Genomic DNA, 16,576 nt, shown 5'->3' with positions numbered 1-16,576 from the left:
GCGGCGGATTGCGCCTGCGGTGCCGGGGGACGCCTCCGGGGACGGTGCCCTGTCATCCCACCCCTGGTCAGCACGGTGGAGGGCTGGCAGGATCGCGCGCATGCTCACGGCACTCCCCCACATCGGCAGACGCCGCGCCCTGCAGGGTTCGGTCGCGGCGCTCGTGGTCTTCGGGCTGCTGCTGTGGTGGCTGCTGCCGGTGGGCGAGGACTCACCGAGCGGCCGGATGACGTTCAGCACGGGCGTGCAGAAGGGTGTGTACGAGCGGTACGGCAAGCTGCTGCGGACGGCGATCTCCCAGGACATGCCGGACGTCGACGTGAAGCTCCTCAACAGCGAGGGGTCGCAGGAGAACGTCGCGCGGGTGGCCACCGGGAAGTCCGACTTCACCATCGCGGCGGCCGACGCCGTGGAGACGTACCGCCTGGACGGCGCCCCGGGCTGGCACCGGCTGCGGGGCTGTACGCGGCTGTACGACGACTACGTCCAGCTGGTGGTGCCGCGGTCCGCGCACATCGACTCCGTCGAGGACCTGCGGAACAAGCGGGTGGCCGTGGGGCAGCAGCACTCGGGGGTGCGGCTGATAGCCGACCGGGTGCTCAGCGCGGCGGGCCTCGATCCGGTCGCGGACATCGAGCCGGTGGCCGCCGGCATCGACACCATGCCCGCCCTCCTGAAGAGCGGCTCCATCGACGCCTTCTTCTGGTCGGGCGGACTGCCGACCACGTCCGTGCGGGAACTCTCCGAGGAGATGGACATCTCGCTCGTGAAGCTCGGGTACCTGGTCGACGCGCTGCACAAGCAAGGGGGCGGCTCGCGCTACTACCGGGCCGCGACGATGCCGGCCGACGCCTACCCCAAGGCGCAGCAGGGCTCCGCCGTGCCGACGCTGGCGGTGGCGAACCTCCTGGTCACCACGGACCGGGCCGACCCTCGGCTGACCGAGGGGCTGACCCGTACCGTCATCGACAGCCGGGACCACATCGGTGACCAGGTGCACGCGGCGCAACTGGTGGATCTGCGCACGGCGCTGTTCACGGATCCGCTCCCGCTGCACGAGGGCGCGCGCCGCTACTACCGCTCGGTCAAGCCCTGAGAGGCTCTCAGCCGTCCTGTGAGGCGCCAAGGCGCCCGGGGGCGCCCTGAGCGGCTTCCCGTCGCCCGGTGAGGCCCCTGAGCGCCTCGGCGTCCCTCACCGCGTCGAGGGCTCGCTGCGCGGCACGCTGACCGTCACCTTCAGCCCGTGCGGTGTGTGCCGGGCGTACGTGAGGGAGCCGCCGCCCGCGGCGAGCAGGGCCCGCGAGATGGACAGGCCGAGTCCCGAACCCTGCACGTTCTGGTGGCGGTTGCTGCGCCAGAAGCGGTCGCCGACGCGGGCCAGCTCGTCCTCGGTGAGGCCGGGGCCGCCGTCGGTGACCACGACGGTCGTCGTCGCCTCGCTGGAGGAGACCGACACGTGGACCGGGCCGCCCTCCGGGGTGAACTTCAGGGCGTTGTCGATCACCGCGTCCAGCGCGCTGGAGAGCGCGACCGGGTCGGCCCAGCCGGTGGTGGCGGGGCAGTCGCCCGTCAGGCGCACGCCCCGCTCGTCGGCGAGCGGCCGCCAGGAGGCGACGCGTTCGGCGGCCAGCTCGCCGATGTCGGTGAGGCTCAGGTCGGCCGCCGCGTGCTCGGCGAGGGCCAGGTCGAGCAGGTCGTCGAGGACCTGCGTCAGCCGCTTGCCCTCGGTGCGCACGGAAGCGATCTCCTCGTTGCCCTCGGGCAGTTCGAGGGCGAGGAGCTCGATGCGCAGCAGCAGCGCCGAGAGGGGGTTGCGCAGCTGGTGCGAGGCGTCGGCGACGAAGGCGCGCTGCTGCTCCAGGACGTCCTCGACGTTGTCGGCCATCTCGTTGAACGACCGGGCCAGGCGTCTGAGTTCCGGCGGGCCACCCGCCGCCGCGACCCGGGACTTGAGGCGTCCGGTCGCTATGTCGTGCGTGGTCGCGTCCAGGACGCGCACCGGCCGCAGCACCCAGCCGGTGAGCCGCAGGGCCGCGCCGACGGCAAGCAGCATGGCGGCGAACTCACCGGCGACGATCAGGAGCCAGCCGCGCAGCGTCTGTGACCGCATGCGGCCGGTCGGCGAGTCCGTGACGACGACGGCGATGACGTCGCCGTCCTTGATCACCGGGGATGCGACGGCCAGCCGCCCCCGCTGCCACGGCCACACCTGTTCGGGGTCGTGACTGCCGCGCGACCGGAGCGCCTCCTCGAAGGCGTCCCGTACGTCTCCGTGCCGGGGCATGAACCAGTCGCTCGGCGCGTTCGCCATGGGCCCGTCGTCGCGGTAGAAGACGCCCGCGCGGATGCCGTACACGTCGTAGTAGTCGTCGAGTTCCTTCTGCAGCGTGTCGCGGCGCTCGTCCTTGCTCCCCACGACCCGCGACCCCGCGGGACGTTTGGTGACGAACTGCGCGAGCGACGCGAAGCGCGCCGTGTCGTCGATCCGGTCGACGACCACCTTCTGCTGCTGGGCCGCCGCGACGCTGACCGCGAGCGGGAAGCCGAGGGCGAGCAGGACGCCCGCCATCAGGATGATCAGCAGCGGGAGGAGCCGGGAGCGCACCTGTCGTCGCCGGGACTACGCGGCCGGGGCGACGAGCCGGTAGCCGACGCCGCGCACGGTCTCGATCAGGGCCGGCATGTGCAGCTTGGACCGCAGCGACGCGACGTGCACCTCCAGGGTGCGGCCGGTCCCCTCCCAACTGGTCCGCCACACCTCGCTGATGATCTGTTCCCGGCGGAACACCACGCCGGGGCGCTGCGCGAGGAGGGCGAGCAAGTCGAACTCCTTGCGGGTCAGTTGCACGACCGAGCCGTCCACGCTGACCTGGCGGGTGGGCAGTTCGATCCGTACGGAGCCGAGCCGCACGTCGCTGTCGCCGCCGGCCACCGCGCCGTCCGCCGTGGGACGCCGGATGACCGCGTGGATACGGGCGATGAGCTCCCCGGTGTCGTACGGCTTCACCACGTAGTCGTCGGCTCCGAGGTTGAGGCCGTGGATCCGGGAGCGTACGTCCGAGCGGGCCGTCACCATGATCACCGGCGTCGAGCCGCGCTTGCGGATCTTTCCGCACACCTCGTAGCCGTCCTGGTCGGGCAGTCCGAGGTCGAGGAGCACCACTCCGAAGGGGGGCGCCTGGGCGGGCAGCAGCGCCTGCAGGGCTTCCTCGCCGCTGCGCGCGTGCACGACGTCGAAGCCGTGCCGGGCCAGGACCGCGGACAGGGCGGCGGCCACATGGTCGTCGTCCTCGACGAGAAGCAGTCGCATAGGGGCCCCCTCCAGTTCATCGGTCGTTCCGTCGTCGCAGGTAGTGGCGCCCCTCGCTCGCGGGCGCACAAGGCATCCACGCCGATGGATAAGGACCGCGTCAAGAGGGCCCGGGTCGTCGGCACGTTCCGTTACCCACCCGGTACGCGCTCCGTGGACCCTCTTCACACGGAGTGTCCGGTTGCGGCCGGATCGTTATGCTCAATTTCCCCTCAGATGTAATGACGCTGGTCGCACTGGGTTATTACTGTCCTCCCAACCGAGGAGGATGGAGCAACAAGCCGTGACCGAAGTATCGGTGACCAAGGACGCCATACCGTCTGGGGCCGACGACCTGGTCGTGCTGAAGAACGTCAACAAGCACTTCGGCGCTCTGCACGTCCTCCAGGACATCGACCTGACCATCGCCCGCGGCGAGGTCGTCGTCGTGATCGGCCCCTCCGGGTCCGGCAAGTCGACGCTGTGCCGCACCATCAACCGCCTGGAGACGGTCGATTCGGGAGACATCTCGATCGACGGCAAGCCGCTGCCCCAGGAGGGCAAGGAGCTCGCCAGGCTCCGCGCGGACGTGGGCATGGTCTTCCAGTCGTTCAACCTTTTCGCGCACAAGACCGTGCTCGAGAACGTGACGCTGGGCCAGACCAAGGTGCGCAAGATCGGCAAGGCGGAGGCGGAGACGAAGGCGCGCGGCCTGCTGGACCGCGTGGGCGTCGCCTCCCAGGCCGACAAGTACCCCGCGCAGCTCTCCGGTGGACAGCAGCAACGCGTCGCCATCGCGCGCGCGTTGGCGATGGACCCCAAGGTGATGCTCTTCGACGAGCCCACGTCGGCGCTCGACCCGGAGATGATCAACGAGGTCCTCGAGGTGATGCAGCAACTCGCCCGGGACGGCATGACGATGATCGTCGTCACGCACGAGATGGGCTTCGCCCGCTCCGCGGCCAACCGCGTCGTCTTCATGGCCGACGGCCGGATCGTCGAAGAGGCCACGCCGGACCAGTTCTTCAGCAACCCGCGCAGCGACCGGGCCAAGGACTTCCTCTCGAAGATCCTTAAGCACTGAGGCTTCCACGCCGTCTCCACACCAGTCGAACCAAGAGGATGTTCACCATGAAGCTCCGCAAGTCCGCAGCTGCCGCGGCGGTCGTCGCCGCCCTCGCCCTCACCGCCACCGCCTGCGGCGGCGAGGAGGGGACCGCCGGCGACAAGCCGAAGGACCCGACCGGCGGCAAGAACGCGCCCAAGCTGCCGACGTACGACGTGAAGTCCGGCGTCAAGGTCGACTCCGACGTCCTGAAGAAGGCCCAGAAGGCCGGCAAGATCGTCATCGGTGCCAAGGACGACCAGCCGTACCTGGGCTTCAAGGACAGCGCCGGCAAGCGCTCCGGCTTCGACATCGAGATCGCCAAGATGGTCGCGGCCGACCTCGGCTTCAAGCCCGACCAGATCGAGTTCAAGACGATCGACTCCGGCGTCCGTGAGACCACCATCTCCAAGGGCGACGTCGACCTCTACGTAGGCACGTACACGATCAACGACGAGCGCAAGAAGCAGGTCGGCTTCGCCGGCCCGTACTTCATGGCCGGCGCCGACCTTCTCGTCCGCCAGGACGAGAAGAGCATCACAGGGCCGGACTCCGTGAAGGGCAAGAAGGTCTGCTCGATCGTCGGCTCCACTCCGCTCCAGGAGATCAAGAAGCCGAAGTACGGCGCCAAGACCGTCGAGCTGGCCAAGTACTCGGAGTGCGTGCAGCAGCTCATCAACAAGGAGGTCGACGCCGTCACCACCGACGACGCCATCCTCAAGGGCTACGCGGCGCAGCAGCCGAAGGTGCTGAAGGTGGTCGAGAAGCCGTTCACCAAGGAGCCGTACGGCATCGGCATGAGCAAGGACGACAAGGCGCTGCGCGACGCGGTCGCGGACGCCGTCGAGGCGCACCAGAAGAACGGCGACTACAAGAAGGCGTACGACGCGACGCTCGGCCTCTCGGGCGCCAAGTTCACCGAGCCGCCGGCCCTCGAGCGCTACTGACGCAGCCGCTCACCCGTTCCACTCCCCGGCAGTGAGCTGACCGGACTCCCGTACGCACCGAAAGCGGTGCGTACGGGGCCGGCTCCCCCTGCCCGACCACTGCCGCCCACGAGGACATCCCCGTGAATGTACTGCTCGACCATTTGGCGGAATTCCGCGAGGGATTCATAGGCACCGTCTGGCTGACCGTCGCCAGTGGCGCGCTCGCGCTGCTCCTCGGCATCGTGCTCGCCGGTTTCCGGGTCTCGCCGGTACCACCGCTGCGGTTCTTCGGCACCGCCTGGGTCACCCTGTTCCGGAACACGCCGCTGACGCTGCTCTTCCTCACCATCTGGTTCGCGGTGCCGCAGGTCTTCGACTTCGGCTTCGACCCGTGGACCAAGGCGCTGATCGTGCTCAGCGTCTACACCTCGTCGTTCGTCTGCGAGGCCGTCAGGTCCGGCATCAACACCGTGCCCCTGGGGCAGGCGGAGGCCGCCCGATCGCTCGGCATGACGTTCTTCCAGACCCTCGGCACGATCGTCCTTCCCCAGGCCGTGCGCACCGTGCTGCCGCCGCTGAGCAGCATCTTCATCGCGCTGACGAAGAACTCCGCCATCGCGGGCGCGTTCAGCGTCACGGAGCTGTTCGGCTGGCAGAAGTTCCTCAGTGACCAGGGCTTCGCCATCGCCTGGCTCTTCCTCTGGGTGGCGCTCGGCTACCTCGTGATCACATTCACCATCAGCGGTCTGTTCCGGCTGCTGGAGCGGAGCATGGAGGTCGCACGATGAGCTCCAGCGTCCTGTACGACGCTCCGGGCCCCAAGGCCCGGATGCGCAACCGCATCTACTCCGTCGTCGGCACGGTCGCCATCATCGGCCTCGTCGTCTTCGTGATCATGCGCCTCGCGGACCGCGGACACTTCGCGTCCGAGGTCTGGAACACCTTCAACTACTCCAATGTGCGGACCACCATCCGCGACGGCATCGTCACCACGCTGAAGGTCTTCGTCCTCGCCGGTGCGCTGTCCCTGGTGCTCGGTGCGCTGCTCGCGGTGGCCCGCGCGTCGGACCACCGCCCGGTCCGCTGGGTGGCGACCGGATTCATCGAGCTGTTCCGTGCCATCCCGCTGCTGATCACGATCTACGCGCTGTGGGTGCTCTTCCTCACCTACAAGGGCGACCTGGGCTCCATCGGGACGAACAACGGCTTCTGGGCCCTCGTCATCGGTCTGGCCATCTACAACGGCGCCGTTCAGGCGGAGGTGCTGCGAGCCGGCTTCAACGCCGTGCCGCGCGGTCAGGTGGAGGCGGCCTACGCGCTGGGGCTGCGCAAGTCCCAGGTCATGACCATGCTGCTGATCCCGCAGGCGGTCAGGTCCATGCTGCCGACGATCATCAGCCAGCTGGTGGTCACGCTCAAGGACACCTCGCTCGGCTACATCATCACGTACGCGGAGCTGCTGTACGCGGGGCGCCAGCTGGCCAACACCACGCTCGTCAACGGCCAGTACATCTACGTTCCGGTGATCATGGTCGTCGGCACGATCTACGTGGCGATGTGCATGGCCCTCTCCGCGCTCGCCACCTGGGTCGAGAAGCGCGGGCGGCGCACCAAGACGGGCATCGTCGTGGCGGCGGCCGCCGAACCGGCCGAGGCCCCCGGGGTGCTCGACCCGTCCGAACCGCTCGGCCCGACGTCGGACGCCGCGCGGTCGACCGACACGCTCCTGGCCGAGCCGAAGACCGACACGGCACGTGACGACGGTCCCGGCCACGAGCCGCCCGCCAAGGGCGACTGATCACGCATCAGGAACCGGCCTGCGGTGACAGGTGACAGCGGAGGCGGTGGCCCGGCGGCCGCCGCCTCCGCTGTTTTCCGTGCACGGGGCGCGTCCTCCTCCCCGTGGACGCGGCCGACGGGGCGCCCGCCACGGCGAACACGCGATCGATGAGACGATCGGACAAGGCCGTGACGGTCGCGGTCGTGTCAGCACCGCCGTCGCTTGACGCAGGCACAAGCAGTGGGTTGCATACGTTCTGTGATCGTGCACCGGGCTCCAACTGCCAGTTCTCGTACGTACGTCCAGCGCTTCCGGGCAGCCCGGACCCTCGGAGCCCAGCGGGGCGGAGGGTGTGCGCCGTGGACCCGGTGATCGTCGTCGGCGCGGGCCCGGTCGGACTCGCGCTCGCCCTCGCCCTCGCCCGCCACTCGGTGCCCACCGTCGTCCTCGACGGGGGCCCGGGCAAGGACGAGCAGCGGCCGGCGCGGACCGTCGTGCTCCGCGAGGACACCGCGGCGTTCGTGGAGCGACTCGCCGGCCATTCGTTCGGAGATACGGAGTCGGGCGCGCGGTGGGCCGGCTGGCGGTCCGTACGGCGCAAACAGCTGATGCGCGAGCTCGACTTCGACGACGAGACCCCCTCCCCGCTCCACCTGCCGCAGCACACACTGACCGGCGCGTTGCGCGAGGCCATCGCCGACGAACGGCTCGTCAAGATCGCGGTGGACAACAAGCTCGACTCCCTGGAACAGGACCCCGCCGGGCTGACCGCCCATACACGCGGGCCCAAGGGCACGTGGTGGCGCGGCAGTTATCTGGTGGGCTGCGACGGCGCACGTTCCACGGTGCGCAAACTCCTCGACGTGCGCTTCCCCGGCCGCACGGCCGTCGAACGACACGCCGTCGCCTCGCTGCGCACGGAACTTCCCTGGCCCCGCCAGGCGTTGTTGCATCGGATGCCCCCGTGGCGCGGCGGGGGCGCCGAAGTGACGGGCCGCCCGCTCGCCGACGGGGTGTGGCGGCTCGACTGGCTGCTCCCGCCCCGCGGCGAGCTGGTGACGCCCGACGCCCTCGTCACCCGCATCCGCGAGACCCTGGCCGGCTGGTGCGGCGGCTCCACACCGCCGTACGAACTGCTCGACACGGGTGTGCACACGGTCCACCACCGGCTCGCCCGACGGTGGCGGGTCGGCCGCGCCTTCCTCGCCGGGGACGCCGCGCACCTGCTCGGCGCGCTCGGCACCCAGGGGCTCGACGAGGGGCTGCGGGACGCCGACAACCTCGCCTGGAAGCTGGCGCTCGCCTGGCACCACGGCGGGCACGAAGCGCTGCTCGACAGCTACCAGGTCGAGCGGCGGGCCGGCGTGGCCGCACGCCTGCGCGCCGCCGATCAGTCGCTGCCGGTGCTGCGCGGCGGCAAGGGACTGCGTTCGTACGTGCCCGGCAGCGCGCGCGGGCACGACACGCTCCTCACGGACGGTCATGTGGGGCGCGGGACGCTCGGCGCGCCCTCGTCGTACGCCGAGTCGCCGCTGGCACCCGCCCCCTCGGAGTCCGTCCTTCCGGTGGGCACGGAACCGGGCGCGCCGGTCGCGGACGTACGGGTCACGGCCCCCGACGGGTCCTTCGTCCGGCTGCGCGACCGGCTCGGGTTCGGGCATCTGATCGTCCTGCTGGTCGCGCCGGGAACCGGGGTGTGGGAGCGGCGGCACTGGGTGACGGCCGGGATCATGCCGCGGCTCGCCGCCGCCGTGACGGCGCTGCCGCACCCGGCCGAGCTGCTCGTCGCGGAGAGCTATCCCGGGGCCGCCGCCCACGCGGTCCTCCTCATCCGCCCGGACGGCCACCTGGTCACCGCGCTCTCCGGGGTACGCCCTGCCGAGCTGTACGCGGCGGCCGAGGCGGCACTGGGCGGCCCGGCACCGGCGGGCCGGAAGGCCGGGGCGGGGACGGGGGCAGGGGCGGGGACCGCGGGGCCGGCCGCCCGTTCTGATCGGGAGGGCGAGGCGGAGAGGGCGGAGAAGGCGGCGGGGGCGGAGAGTACGGCGAGGGCGGCCGGGGGTGTACGGCCTAGGGCGTAGGCGGGGAGGGGCGGAGGCGCGGGGGCGGGGGCTGCTCGTCGGCCGTGCGGACGAAGCCCCCGCCTCCGCCCAGGGCGCCGCCGCCCGCCCCCGAGGGCTGACGGCCGCATGCTGAGCCAGGGTTGACCGGTTTCCACCCCCGTGGTCTACTCCGGATCGTGACCGACACCGATGTACGCCTGTGGCGGAGGGTCCACATGGACCTCGTCCGCTATGCAGGCTGCGTGTGTCACCCGTCCTGCTGAATTCGCCTGATCTCCTCGCGCGCTGAGCGCCCCCCAGGGGCCGTCTCGCGCGCGCTTCCGCGAACCTCCAGGACGGTACTTGTGTCTGTCGCCCCTTCCTCCGCCGTACCCGCCACCGCCGCCACGACTTCGTCGGCGCCCACCGCGGCCGAGCTCCTCGCCTTCGTCCGCCGCACCGCGGCCGACGCCGAACTCATCGCCTCCCTCCCGCTCGACCCCGAAGGCCGCACCTGGGTGCGGCTGCAGGGCCCCGGCGGCAGCGAGGCCTGGCTGATCGGCTGGCCGCCCGGAACCGGCACCGGCTGGCACGACCACGCGGAGTCGGTCGGCGCCTTCCTCACCGCGGCGGGCACCCTCAAGGAGAACTCGCTCGCCGCACGCCTGCCCACCGACGGATGGAAGACCCTCGAACTCTCCGACGACGTCGACCGCCAACGGGAGTTGACGACCGGCGAGGGCCGCGCCTTCGGCACCAACCACGTGCACGAGGTCCTGAACGAATCCACGACCGAGCACGCCGTCTCCGTGCACGCCTACTACCCGCCCCTCCCCCGGATCCGCCGCTACAGCCGCACCGGCGACGTGCTCCGCCTGGAGTCCGTGGAGCGCCCGGAGGACTGGCAGTGACCGGAGCAGGAGCAGTGGGTGGAGGACCGGCCGCGAGTAGAGGACCGGCAGTGAGCGACCGCGACCGCCTCGGTGAACAGCCGCCCGGCATCGACGAGTTGCTGGAGCGCGTCCGGCTCGATCTCGACCGGCTCACTCCTCAGGAGGCGTACGAGACGGCCGAAGCCGGTGGCCTGCTGGTCGACATCCGCTATGCGGCGCTGCGTGAGCGCGACGGCTTGATCCCCGGCGCGCTCGTCGTCGAGCGCAACGAGCTGGAGTGGCGCCTCGATCCGCGGGGCAGCCATCGCGCGCCGGAGGCCACCGGTCACGACCTGCGCGTCGTCGTGGTCTGCAACGAGGGATACGCCTCCAGTCTCGCGGCCGTCTCCTTGCGGCAGTTGGGGCTGCGGCACGCCACCGACCTGGTCGGCGGCTTCCAGGCATGGCGGGCGGCAGGGCTCCCGGTGGTCACCGCCGAGGCGTGAGTACGCACGCGTGGGTGCCGCTCACCGAGACCCGGGTGACTGTGGCTCGGTGAGGGGCACCCGCCCTCACGTCGGACAGGCGTGCGTCCGGCCCAGGATGCGGGAGTCGTTCCGGCTGCCGCCCCACCCCCGTGGGAGCGGCCCGCTCAGAACGCCCCGTACCCCAAGTCGTCCGTCTCCTCGCCCTCTTCCTCCAGGGCCTGGCGGACCACTCTGAGCGCCATGCCCTCCCCGTAACCCTTACGGGCGAGCATGCCCGCGAGGCGGCGCAGGCGCTTGTCCCGGTCGAGGCCGCGCGTGGAGCGGAGCTTGCGGGCGACCAGCTCGCGCGCGGTGGCCTCCTCCTGCTCCGAGTCGAGCTGCCCCACGGCTTCGTCGATCAGCGTGGAGTCCACGCCCTTGGTGCGCAGCTCCCGCGCGAGCGCGCGACGGGCCAGGCCCCGGCCGTGGTGCCGGGACTCCACCCACGCGTCCGCGAAGGCACTGTCGTTGATCAGACCGACCTCTTCGAAGCGGGAGAGGACTTCCTCCGCCACCTCGTCGGGGATCTCCCGCTTGCGCAACGCGTCCGCGAGCTGCTTGCGCGTCCGCGCCGTGCCGGTGAGCAGGCGCAGACAGATCGCCCGCGCCCGCTCGGCCGGATCCTGCGGCTCCCCCTTCTCGGCCCTCGACGAGGTAGAGGGGCCGCCGTCCTGATGGCCGTCGGAGCCACCGCGCCGGCGGCGGCGTCCGTGCCCCCGGCCGTCACCGTCCCGACGGCCGTCCTCCCGGAGGCCGCCGCCGAAGCCGACGCCGACGCCGTCGCCGAAGTCGTCACCACCGAGGCCGTCACCCTCGATGGCCTCCGAGCCGCCGCGCCCGCCGCCGACCCAGCCTGTGCCGTCCTGATCCGCACCGTCCCCGTGGCCCCGCCCGGCGGGGCCGGGGCGGCTTTCGGGGGCGGTGTGGTCCGCCCAGTCGGTTCGTCGCGTCACGGGCTAGCTCTTGGCCGCCGCGGTCTTCTTGGTGGCCTTGACCGCTGGCGCGGGCACCGTCTTGGCGTCGTCGGCCACGGCAGCGGGCGCCGCCGCGTCCACGACCGGCTCCTCGGCGGCAGGGGCCTCGGGCTTCACCCCGACGCCCAGCTTCTCCTTGATCTTCCTCTCGATCTCGTTGGCGAGGTCGGGGTTGTCCTTGAGGAAGTTGCGGGCGTTCTCCTTGCCCTGGCCGAGCTGGTCGCCCTCGTACGTGTACCAGGCGCCGGCCTTGCGGACGAAGCCGTGCTCCACGCCCATGTCGATCAGGCCGCCCTCGCGGCTGATGCCCTGGCCGTAGAGGATGTCGAACTCGGCCTGCTTGAAGGGCGGCGCGACCTTGTTCTTGACGACCTTGACGCGGGTGCGGTTGCCGACCGCGTCCGTGCCGTCCTTGAGGGTCTCGATGCGGCGGATGTCCATGCGCACCGAGGCGTAGAACTTCAGGGCCCGGCCACCGGTCGTGGTCTCGGGCGAGCCGAACATCACGCCGATCTTCTCGCGGAGCTGGTTGATGAAGATCGCGGTGGTCTTGGACTGGTTGAGCGCGCTGGTGATCTTCCGGAGCGCCTGGCTCATCAGACGGGCCTGGAGGCCCACGTGCGAGTCGCCCATCTCGCCCTCGATCTCCGCGCGCGGCACCAGGGCGGCGACGGAGTCGATGACGATCAGGTCGAGGGCGCCGGAGCGGACCAGCATGTCGACGATCTCGAGGGCCTGCTCGCCGTTGTCCGGCTGGGACAGGATGAGGTTGTCGATGTCGACGCCGAGCTTCTTCGCGTACTCGGGGTCGAGGGCGTGCTCGGCGTCGATGAAGGCCACCGAGCCGCCGGCCTTCTGCGCGTTCGCGACTGCGTGCAGCGTCAGCGTCGTCTTGCCGGAGGACTCCGGTCCGTACACCTCCACCACACGGCCGCGCGGGATGCCGCCGACGCCGAGCGCGACGTCGAGCGCGGTCGACCCGGTGGGGATGACCTCGATGGGCTCGTTCGGCCGCTCGCCCATGCGCATCACTGCGCCCTTGCCGAATTGCCGTTCAATCTGTGCGAGCGCGGCGTCGAGCGCCTTCTCGCGGTCGGTTCCTGCCATGGGTTCCACCCGATTTGCTTGAGTCGATCGCTTCACGTCAAAGACGCTAACGCCTGCCACTGACAATCCGCCCCGACGCCCGTCCAGCCTGTGGATAACTCGAGGCCCCGGCCCCTGGCCGACTCCTCGTCACACCCTCTGGAGCGTCCCGGGAAACCTCCGCTCAGCCCCGGAAAATCGCCGCCGGACACCCCATAAGAATGGATGTTCGATTTCAGTGTCAAGCGTGGCACGCCGCAGCCGGCGGCGTCGTCAGAGGCGGTACTCCTCCGAGCGTACGACCGGTGTCTTCGGCCGGAGGACGACCTCGACGGCCGCTCCGGCCAGGCTTCTCCCCATGGACATCCGCAGCACGGACATCCCCGGCCGGCCGCGGGAGCACGGCCACCACCCCGACGACGGCCCGCGTCCCGTGCCGTCCGTGCGCCCGGCCGAACTCCTCTGCCACGGGATCGCGGCCGTCCTCGTCGTCTCGGGCCTGGCACACCTCGTGGTCTTCGCGGTCGACGGCGGCCCGTGGGAGGGGCCCGTCTCCTGGCGCAAGCCCGTGACGTTCGGCCTCTCCTTCGGCGTGACCCTGTCGGCGATCACCTGGGTCACCTCATACCTGCGGAGGAGCGACCGCGCCCGGACCGTCCTGCTCGTCGTGTTCGCCGCCGACTGTGTGCTGGAGGTCGGCGGAATCACCCTGCAGGCCTGGCGTCGCGTGCCCTCGCATCTCAACATGGAGACCGGCTTCGACTCCACGGTGACCATGGCCCTCGCGATGGGCGGAGCAGTCCTAGTCGTCCTGCTCTCGACGTTCGCGCTCATCTCGTTCGGGCGGCGGCCCGAAGGCCCCGTGGGGATGCCATTGGCGGTCCGGGCGGGCTTCGGGGCACTGCTCGTCGCACTGGCGTCGGGCGCCGCGATGATCGCCCGCGGCGTGTACCTCACCCGGACCGGACACCAGGAGGAGGCGTACGCCTCGACGGCTCCGCTCAAGACGCTGCACGGAGTGAGCCTGCACGCCGTGCTCGTCCTGCCCGCCCTCGCCTGGCTGCTGTCCCGCACGTCCTGGAACGAGGGTTCGCGGCTCCGGATCGTGGGCGCGGCGGTCGGCGTCTACGGAGTGGCCGTTCTCGCCGCCGGAGTTTGGGGCGTCTTCTCTCACTGACCCCGGGCCGGTTCCGTATTGGCGCCAGCTGGCCCGGTCCCAGGTCCATTCTCCTACTCCCCCTGGTCCCGCTTCGGCCGCTCCTCTGCGGAGGTGGGGGGCGCCTCCGGATGGTTCGGTCCGCGCAGTCCGCGCCGCACGCGGGCGAGGAGCGGCGCTCCGACCTGGCGCCGGTGGCCGTGCACCCGGGGGTCGTCCGTGACGTCGTACCTCTTCACGTACGCCCCCAGGAAGGCCTGCAGCGTCGCGACCGCGGGGATGGCGATGAGCGCACCGACCGCGCCGAGGAGCGCGGTGCCGGCGATGACCGAGCCGAAGGCGACCGCGGGGTGGATGTCCACGCTCTTGGCGGTCAGCTTGGGCTGCAGCACGTAGTTCTCGAACTGCTGGTAGACGACCACGAAGACCAGCACCCAGAGCGCATACCAGGGATCGACCGTGAAGGCGATCAGCATCGGCAGAGCGCCCGCCAGGTACGTGCCGATGGTGGGGATGAACTGGGACACGAGGCCCACCCACACGCCGAGCACGGGCGCGTAGGGGACGCTGAGCACCTGCAGCAGGATGTAGTGCGCGATTCCGGAGATCAGCGCCATCAGGCCGCGCGAGTAGAGGTAGCCGCCGGTCTTGTCGACCGCGATCTCCCAGGCGCGCAGCACCTCGGCCTGCCGCGCGGGCGGCAGCACCGAGCACAGCGCGCGCCGCAGCCGCGGGCCGTCGGCCGCGAAGTAGAACGAGAACAGCAGGATCGTCAGGAGCTGGAACAGCCCGCCGAGGACCTGCGCGGAGACGTCCAGGACGCCGCTGGCGCTGTTCTGCACGTACTTCTGGAGCCAGTCGGAGTGGACCAGGCTGTCCTGCACCTCGACGCGGGAGAGGTCCGTGTGGAAGGTCTGGTTGATCCAGCTGATGACCTTGTCGAGGTAGTCCGGGAAGTCCTCCACCATGTCGACGATCTGGCCCGCGAGCATGGACCCCATCAGCGTGATGAAGCCCGCGCCGACGATCACGACGCTCAAGAAGACCAGGAAGGTGGCGAAGCCCCGGCGCAGCCCGCGCGCGGCCATCCAGCTCACCGCGGGCTCGACCGCCAGCGCGAGGAAGAACGCGATCAGAATGTTGATCAGCAGCCCGGTCAGCTGATGGAACGCCCAACTGCCCAGCTGGAAACAGGCGATGAGCGCGAGGGCGAGCACCATGGCGCGCGGCAGCCACCGCGGCATGCGGGCGGCCGGCCCTGCCTCCTCGGCCCCGGCCCCGGCGGGGGGCTGTGCGGGCGGCGTCGTGCCGAGGGGAGCGGTGTCCTTGGTGACCTGCGCGGTCTCATCTGTCGGTGCCACGGAGCCAGTCTCGCCCACGCCGCCGACAATCGACCGCCGCCCTCACATCTTGGGACGCTTCCGTGAGCGAGCCGGGCGGACGCACGCGCGCGTGCAGCCCGTCCGCGCTCCGGCCGACCAAGGTCAGCGCCTGTCGTCCGGCACGCCCATCGCCGTGCACACCGCGCGCCAGACGTCCTTGGCCTCCCAGCCCGCGTCCAGCGCCTCGTTGACCGTGCGGCCGCCCAGCTCCGACATCACGTGATCGCGCGCGAAGGAGTCGGCGTAGCCCGCACCGAAGTGAGCCGCCATCCGCTGCCAGAAGACCGTCAACCGCATGCCTCCAGTATCGCGCCCCTGAGAGTGCAGCCCGGCACAGGGGGCTTGCCGAGAACGCTTTCCGCCCTACCGTCGGAACATGGCCGAAACCGGAGCATCACCCGACGCCGTGCGCTCCCCCGACGCGGCGCCCTCCCCGGTCGCCCGCGCCGAGCGCTTCGTCTGGCTCACCGCGCGCGTCCTCGAGCAGCGGAGGTTCGCGTACCACTTCCTCGAGGGCGCGGGCGGGGCCCCGGCCGCGGACGCGGTCGAGACCGCTCTGACCTCGTACGCCACGGCTGACGGCGGGTACGGCTACGCGCTCGAACCCGATCTGCGCGGCCCCGTCGGCCAGCCCCTGCACGTCGGGCACGCGCTGCGCGTACTGGACTCGATCCACCGCTGCGGCGGCCAGCGGGTGGAGCGCGTGTGCCGGTATCTCACGTCGGTGTCGACGGCCGCGGGGGCCCTGCCCGCGATCCATCCCAGCCAGCGCGGCTACCCCTCGGCGCCGTTCGTGCCCGTCGTGGAGGACCCGCCCGGCGAGCTGCTCGCCACCGGCCCGGTGGTGGGTCTGTTGCACCGCAACGACGTGTGGCACGCCTGGCTCTTCCGGGCCACGGACTTCTGCTGGGCGGCCGTCGAGTCGCTCGAGAAGTCACACCCGTACGAGATCCAGGCGGCGGTCGCCTTCCTGGACGGCGTGCCCGACCGCTCCCGCGCGCGGGCCGCCGCCGACCGGCTCGGCCGCCTCGTGCGGCGGCAGCGGCTCGCGGCGCTGGATCCGGCGGACCTGGCCGCGTATCCGGTGGCGCCCGGTTACGCACCGGGAGAGCACCACTTCCCGCACGACTTCGCGAGGACCCCGGAATCGCTCGCCCGCTCGTGGTTCACCGATGCGGAGATGGAACGTTCGCTCGACTTCCTGGCCCGGGAACAACAGGAGGATGGCGGCTGGCCCGTCCGCTGGCGGCAGTGGGCACCGGGCACGGCCCTGGAGTCGCGCCCGATCGTCACCATCCAGGCGCTGCGCACGCTCCGGGCGTACGGGCGGCCCATCGGCTGACGGAGTCCGGCTCCCCCGCACGACCGATCCGGTCGCCCCGTCGGCCGCGCCCCGCTCCGCGGCCTGCGCGACGTCCGGGACGTGCGCGACGT

17 protein-coding genes are annotated in these 16,576 nt (G+C 71.1%); 11 read left to right on the top strand and 6 right to left on the bottom strand.

Annotated elements, in window-relative coordinates; genetic code table 11:
* Window positions 1-100: 100 nt before the first annotated feature.
* Window positions 101-1,096, top strand: coding sequence for a TAXI family TRAP transporter solute-binding subunit (locus ACZ6CV_RS19750; protein ID WP_469252052.1), 996 nt, complete (start codon window positions 101-103; stop codon window positions 1,094-1,096).
* A gap of 96 nt (window positions 1,097-1,192) precedes the next feature.
* On the opposite strand, the gene ACZ6CV_RS19745 is transcribed toward ACZ6CV_RS19750, so the two are convergent.
* Together ACZ6CV_RS19745 and ACZ6CV_RS19740 are read right to left on the bottom strand one after the other, a co-directional pair.
* The gene (locus ACZ6CV_RS19745) at window positions 1,193-2,605 is read right to left on the bottom strand and encodes a sensor histidine kinase (RefSeq protein ID WP_469252051.1); all 1,413 of its coding nucleotides are present in this window, start codon (window positions 2,603-2,605) and stop codon (window positions 1,193-1,195) included.
* A 15-nt stretch (window positions 2,606-2,620) separates the two neighbouring features.
* Window positions 2,621-3,310, bottom strand: coding sequence for a response regulator transcription factor (locus ACZ6CV_RS19740; protein WP_362375991.1), 690 nt, complete (start codon window positions 3,308-3,310; stop codon window positions 2,621-2,623).
* A 283-nt stretch (window positions 3,311-3,593) separates the two neighbouring features.
* On the opposite strand from ACZ6CV_RS19740, the gene ACZ6CV_RS19735 reads away from it, so the two are divergent.
* The 8 genes from ACZ6CV_RS19735 (at window position 3,594) to ACZ6CV_RS19700 (ending at window position 10,523) form a co-directional block, all read left to right on the top strand.
* Complete coding sequence (locus ACZ6CV_RS19735) at window positions 3,594-4,373, top strand: amino acid ABC transporter ATP-binding protein (RefSeq protein ID WP_355804307.1); 780 nt, start codon at window positions 3,594-3,596, stop codon at window positions 4,371-4,373.
* Window positions 4,374-4,420: 47 nt separating this feature from the next.
* Window positions 4,421-5,341, top strand: a complete 921-nt coding sequence (locus ACZ6CV_RS19730; protein WP_469252050.1) for a glutamate ABC transporter substrate-binding protein — start codon at window positions 4,421-4,423, stop codon at window positions 5,339-5,341.
* A gap of 122 nt (window positions 5,342-5,463) precedes the next feature.
* Window positions 5,464-6,111, top strand: coding sequence for an amino acid ABC transporter permease (locus ACZ6CV_RS19725; RefSeq protein WP_355804303.1), 648 nt, complete (start codon window positions 5,464-5,466; stop codon window positions 6,109-6,111).
* Window positions 6,108-7,121, top strand: a complete 1,014-nt coding sequence (locus tag ACZ6CV_RS19720) for an amino acid ABC transporter permease (protein ID WP_469252049.1) — start codon at window positions 6,108-6,110, stop codon at window positions 7,119-7,121. Before ACZ6CV_RS19725 ends, ACZ6CV_RS19720 begins: the two co-directional genes overlap by 4 nt.
* Window positions 7,122-7,462: 341 nt before the next feature.
* Window positions 7,463-9,184 (top strand): FAD-dependent monooxygenase, encoded by a 1,722-nt coding sequence (locus tag ACZ6CV_RS19715; RefSeq protein WP_469252048.1) that lies wholly within the window; start codon window positions 7,463-7,465, stop codon window positions 9,182-9,184.
* 158 nt (window positions 9,185-9,342) lie between these two features.
* Window positions 9,343-9,429, top strand: a complete 87-nt coding sequence (locus ACZ6CV_RS19710; RefSeq protein ID WP_336621184.1) for a putative leader peptide — start codon at window positions 9,343-9,345, stop codon at window positions 9,427-9,429.
* 81 nt (window positions 9,430-9,510) lie between these two features.
* Window positions 9,511-10,056 (top strand): cupin domain-containing protein, encoded by a 546-nt coding sequence (locus tag ACZ6CV_RS19705; RefSeq protein ID WP_469252047.1) that lies wholly within the window; start codon window positions 9,511-9,513, stop codon window positions 10,054-10,056.
* A 50-nt stretch (window positions 10,057-10,106) separates the two neighbouring features.
* The gene (locus tag ACZ6CV_RS19700; protein ID WP_469252046.1) at window positions 10,107-10,523 is read left to right on the top strand and encodes a rhodanese-like domain-containing protein; all 417 of its coding nucleotides are present in this window, start codon (window positions 10,107-10,109) and stop codon (window positions 10,521-10,523) included.
* Between the two features lie 146 nt (window positions 10,524-10,669).
* Here the strand turns inward: ACZ6CV_RS19700 and recX are convergent, their stop codons facing one another.
* Window positions 10,670-11,497 carry a recombination regulator RecX gene (gene recX / locus ACZ6CV_RS19695; protein ID WP_469252045.1) on the bottom strand — a complete coding sequence of 276 codons (828 nt, stop codon included), beginning with the start codon at window positions 11,495-11,497 and terminating at the stop codon, window positions 10,670-10,672.
* A 3-nt stretch (window positions 11,498-11,500) separates the two neighbouring features.
* Window positions 11,501-12,625 carry a recombinase RecA gene (gene recA, locus ACZ6CV_RS19690; protein WP_355804291.1) on the bottom strand — a complete coding sequence of 375 codons (1,125 nt, stop codon included), beginning with the start codon at window positions 12,623-12,625 and terminating at the stop codon, window positions 11,501-11,503.
* A gap of 337 nt (window positions 12,626-12,962) precedes the next feature.
* On the opposite strand from recA, the gene ACZ6CV_RS19685 reads away from it, so the two are divergent.
* On the top strand, window positions 12,963-13,781 hold the full coding sequence (locus ACZ6CV_RS19685) for a hypothetical protein (RefSeq protein ID WP_469252044.1): 819 nt from the start codon (window positions 12,963-12,965) through the stop codon (window positions 13,779-13,781).
* A gap of 53 nt (window positions 13,782-13,834) precedes the next feature.
* Here the strand turns inward: ACZ6CV_RS19685 and ACZ6CV_RS19680 are convergent, their stop codons facing one another.
* Entirely contained in the window at window positions 13,835-15,121 is a 1,287-nt protein-coding gene (locus ACZ6CV_RS19680; protein ID WP_469252043.1) for an AI-2E family transporter, read from the bottom strand.
* A 123-nt stretch (window positions 15,122-15,244) separates the two neighbouring features.
* Entirely contained in the window at window positions 15,245-15,439 is a 195-nt protein-coding gene (locus ACZ6CV_RS19675; RefSeq protein ID WP_355804287.1) for a DUF3046 domain-containing protein, read from the bottom strand.
* Window positions 15,440-15,518: 79 nt separating this feature from the next.
* Between ACZ6CV_RS19675 and ACZ6CV_RS19670 the strand changes: the two genes are divergently transcribed.
* Window positions 15,519-16,484, top strand: a complete 966-nt coding sequence (locus ACZ6CV_RS19670; RefSeq protein ID WP_469252042.1) for a hypothetical protein — start codon at window positions 15,519-15,521, stop codon at window positions 16,482-16,484.
* Window positions 16,485-16,576: the final 92 nt, after the last annotated feature.

The organism is Streptomyces sp. NPDC041713, assembly GCF_055591085.1.
Note: the sequence above shows the minus strand (reverse complement) of the source record. Positions and strands in the feature narration are given on the sequence as shown.